Genomic DNA, 3,592 nt, shown 5'->3' with positions numbered 1-3,592 from the left:
TCCTCGCCAAACGAGGACTGGTCAGCTGTCTCGATTACTACCTAAAACGACATGCGTTAAAAGTTAACTGAACCGCCGTGTGCCGAACGGCACGCACGGTGGTGTGAGAGGGACTATGCATTAGTACCTACTCGATTTCTTGGTTTTGATACAAGGGTTGGGGGATCTCAACTTCCCGTAATTCAGTCTCTTGATAGCTTACCTTTCCTTGGTAAAAATCGATTAGGGCCTCTTGGACAGATTCGATACATTCTTTATCTAGATAGAGAAGGGTTTGAACCTTATCGGTGAACTGGGTATCGAATTCTTCTAACTCTTGTTCCTTGAGGAAATTTGCATACTCCTGATATTGAGAGTAGGAGAGCTCGACTTGTAAGCCGATTTGTTCTTTACGTTGGACAATTCCTAATTCTTTAATGGCGAGCGCAACGCTAGATGCATAAGCCCTGATGAGTCCCCCTGCCCCTAGTTTTATTCCTCCAAAGTAGCGGGTGACAACCACACAGACATTGGTGAGATCATGGTTTTCTAAGACTCCGAGCATAGGGACACCAGCTGTTCCACTAGGTTCACCATCATCACTCGAGCGTTTGATTTCGGATTTTTCGCCGAGAATAAAAGCAGAGCAATTATGAGTCGCCTTGTAGTGTTCTTTTTTGACAGCCTGAATGAAAGCACGTGCTTCTTCCTCGCTTTCGACCCTTTTGGCCTGACAAATGAAACGGGATTTTTTAATATCTTGTTCGGCAGTGCCGTCCTGAGTAATTGTTCTAAATTCCATAATTCTATTGTAGTAAAAGTTGAAAAGAAAGCAAGTTTTTTCGAATAAAGAAGTATGGAAGATGAAAAAAATTATTGGGGCCGTCGTTTGCCAGCTAGCGAATGGCCGAATAATCTAAAGGCTGTGGCTCACACAATGCCAGGTATACAAGAAGTGAATGGTCAATGGATTTGTCAGAGATGTCAGAGTAAATTAGATGAAACAAATCGCCTCCCACAAGGGGCTTTCTATTGTCGGAATTGCATCCAGATGGGGCGTGTCCGATCAGATGAGGAACTGTATTATCTGATGCAACGAGAATTTTCACCGGCAGACACTTGCCGTTGGTCAGGCCAACTGAATAGTGATCAAGAAAAAATAGCTCAGAAACTTCTTGATTATAGTAGAAAGGGGGAGTCCTGTTTGGTCCATGCTGTGACTGGTGCTGGGAAAACAGAGATGCTTTATCCGTTACTCACGGATTATTTTAATCAGGGGCGAGTAGTCGGTTTGGCGAGTCCTCGGATTGATGTTTGTCGGGAACTATACCATCGACTACAAATGGCTTTCTCAGTTTCTTCCTGTTTTCTATATGCTGAAGGGGAGGCTTATCGCAGGAGTCAATTGATTGTAGCCACAATCCCTCAACTTTTTCGTTTTTATCAAGCTTTTGATCTACTTATTGTAGATGAGGTAGATGCCTTTCCCTTTGATGAGAACATGCAGCTCTATACAGCAGTTGACCAAGCTCGAAAGCCTAATGCCCCGATTCATTTTCTAACGGCAACCACAACTCCTTTATTGGAAAGAAGGATGCAGAGAGGAGAATTACATCGCTTGACTTTGGCTAAACGATTTCATAAAAATCCCTTGATTATACCGCGAGTATTCTATTGGTCGGGTTATCAACCTAATGGGCGATTATCTAGGAAGTTTCTGTATCATTTCAAAAGGCAGCGAGAAACGGGCTTTCCACTTTTGATTTTTCTTCCTTTAATCCAATGGGGAGAGACCTTCTATTTACAATTACTAAGACTCTATCCCAAACTCCGAGTAGCTTTTGTCTCCTCGTGTTCTCAATATCGTAAGGAATTAGTTGAAGATTTTCGTACAGGGAGGATAGAGATTTTGATAACAACGACTATTTTGGAACGAGGTGTTACTTTTCCAAAGGTAGATGTATTTGTTCTGGAGGCAGATCATTCTCTCTATACCAAAAGTAGCCTGGTTCAGATAGCAGGACGAGTAGGTCGCAGTCAAGAACGTCCCAATGGCCTCGTATACTTTTTCGCTCAAGAGCAAACTCGAGCGACCAAACGAGCCATTCAAGAAATCAAACAGATGAACAAGGAGGCAGGTTTTTGAATAGTTGTCTCCTTTGCCAAAAATCCTTTTTACCTCCTTTGATTTTTTCCGATTTATTTTTTATGGAAAAAAACAACGAATATTTGTGCACCACTTGCCAACAGTCTTTTCAAAAAATTGAAGAGAACTGCTGCCCATCCTGCAAGAAGTCGGGGAGCTCAGAGCAATGTTCCGATTGTCTTCTTTGGAAGGAGCAAGGGAATCTTATTTGTCATACAGCACTTTACCAATACGAGAAGAACATGGCTCATTATTTTGTTCGGTATAAGCAATGGGGAGATTACCAGCTTCGTTTTACTTTTGCCAAAGAAATAAAAGCTTGCCTAAAAAAATGGAAGGGGTATATGGTGGTACCAATACCAGTATCTGAATCCCGCTACCAGGAAAGGGGCTTCAATCAAGTTGAAGGATTCTTAGATGCTGCCGGAGTTCCCTATCATTCAATCTTGAAAAAAAGAGACGTAGATCACCAAATAGGAAAAGGGAGAAGTGAGCGAATGGCAATGGAGCAGGTCTTTGAATTGAAGTATCCTTCGAAAGCTCCCAACGGCATTCTTTTGGTAGATGATGTATATACAACGGGAGCGACCCTAGCACTGGCAAAGAAAGTTCTTTATGAAAACGTAAGTCAAAATGTTTTCACATTTTCCATTGCAAGATGAGGAAAGGGCTTGCATTTTTGAAAGGAAAAGGCTATACTATATATATAGAAAAGCTTCTAGCTTAGAAGGAAGGTATATATATGTTTAAATATAGTATCCGTGGCGAAAATATTGAAGTAACAGAAGCAATTCGTGATTATGTTACTGCAAAACTTGAAAAGCTTTCTAAGTATTTTCATGAAGATCAAGAACTTGATGTACGGGTCAATTTAAAGGTATATCGTGAAAAAACTGCTAAAGTTGAAGTAACCATCCCTCTTGGCTCACTTACACTTCGTGCAGAAGATGTATCCCAAGATTTATATGGTTCCGTTGACTTGGTTGTCGATAAAATTGATCGTCAGATCCGCAAAAACAAAACTAAGATTGAGAAGAAACACAGAGCGAAAGTTGCTACTAGTCAAATCTTCACCGACGATTTGGTTGAGTCAGAAGAAAAAGAGTCAGTCAATATTGTACGCTCTAAACAAATCGATCTTAAACCCATGAGTGTAGAAGAGGCAATCCTTCAAATGGATCTTCTTGGACATGACTTCTTTATTTACAAAGATGCAGAGGATGATTCAACGAACGTTCTTTACAAACGTGAAGACGGAGATTTCGGACTTCTCGAAGTTAAATAAATACAGTTATCATAAGGCTGGGAGTATCCCAGTCTTATTTTTTTAAAAAAATTTAAAAAAAGTGTTGCCAAGTGAAAAAGAGTGTTGTATACTAATAAAGTCCTGAAGGGAGAGTTCCTTAAACGGGACAGATGAAAGATAAAAGTTCGGTTGAAACGAACGAATTCAAAAAAACTTCAAAA

Annotated in this window: 4 protein-coding genes; 3 read left to right on the top strand and 1 reads right to left on the bottom strand. The window is 40.6% G+C overall.

All coding sequences use genetic code 11. The features are described 5' to 3' along the window. Positions 1 to 127 precede the first annotated feature (127 nt). The gene (locus ACXM1Q_RS08980) at positions 128 to 781 is read right to left on the bottom strand and encodes a YigZ family protein (RefSeq protein ID WP_458517766.1); all 654 of its coding nucleotides are present in this window, start codon (positions 779 to 781) and stop codon (positions 128 to 130) included. Positions 782 to 835: 54 nt separating this feature from the next. Between ACXM1Q_RS08980 and ACXM1Q_RS08975 the strand changes: the two genes are divergently transcribed. The 3 genes from ACXM1Q_RS08975 (at position 836) to hpf (ending at position 3,410) form a co-directional block, all read left to right on the top strand. Next, positions 836 to 2,125: a DEAD/DEAH box helicase gene (locus ACXM1Q_RS08975; RefSeq protein ID WP_458517765.1), complete on the top strand. Its 1,290-nt coding sequence runs from the start codon at positions 836 to 838 to the stop codon at positions 2,123 to 2,125. Further along, entirely contained in the window at positions 2,122 to 2,787 is a 666-nt protein-coding gene (locus ACXM1Q_RS08970) for a ComF family protein (protein ID WP_458517764.1), read from the top strand. The genes ACXM1Q_RS08975 and ACXM1Q_RS08970 overlap by 4 nt, the downstream gene beginning before the upstream one ends. 80 nt (positions 2,788 to 2,867) lie before the next feature. Next, positions 2,868 to 3,410: a ribosome hibernation-promoting factor, HPF/YfiA family gene (gene hpf, locus ACXM1Q_RS08965; RefSeq protein ID WP_458517763.1), complete on the top strand. Its 543-nt coding sequence runs from the start codon at positions 2,868 to 2,870 to the stop codon at positions 3,408 to 3,410. Positions 3,411 to 3,592: the final 182 nt, after the last annotated feature.

Source organism: Streptococcus sp. 10F2 (assembly GCF_054331515.2).
Note: the sequence above shows the minus strand (reverse complement) of the source record. Positions and strands in the feature narration are given on the sequence as shown.

Bases quoted from the DNA above. Each gene is read 5' to 3' on its own strand.
- ACXM1Q_RS08975 (WP_458517765.1), top strand. From the start codon at position 836: ATGGAAGATGAAAAAAATTATTGGGGCCGTCGTTTGCCAGCTAGCGAA.
- hpf (WP_458517763.1), top strand. From the start codon at position 2,868: ATGTTTAAATATAGTATCCGTGGCGAAAATATTGAAGTAACAGAAGCA.
- ACXM1Q_RS08980 (WP_458517766.1), bottom strand. From the start codon at position 781: ATGGAATTTAGAACAATTACTCAGGACGGCACTGCCGAACAAGATATT.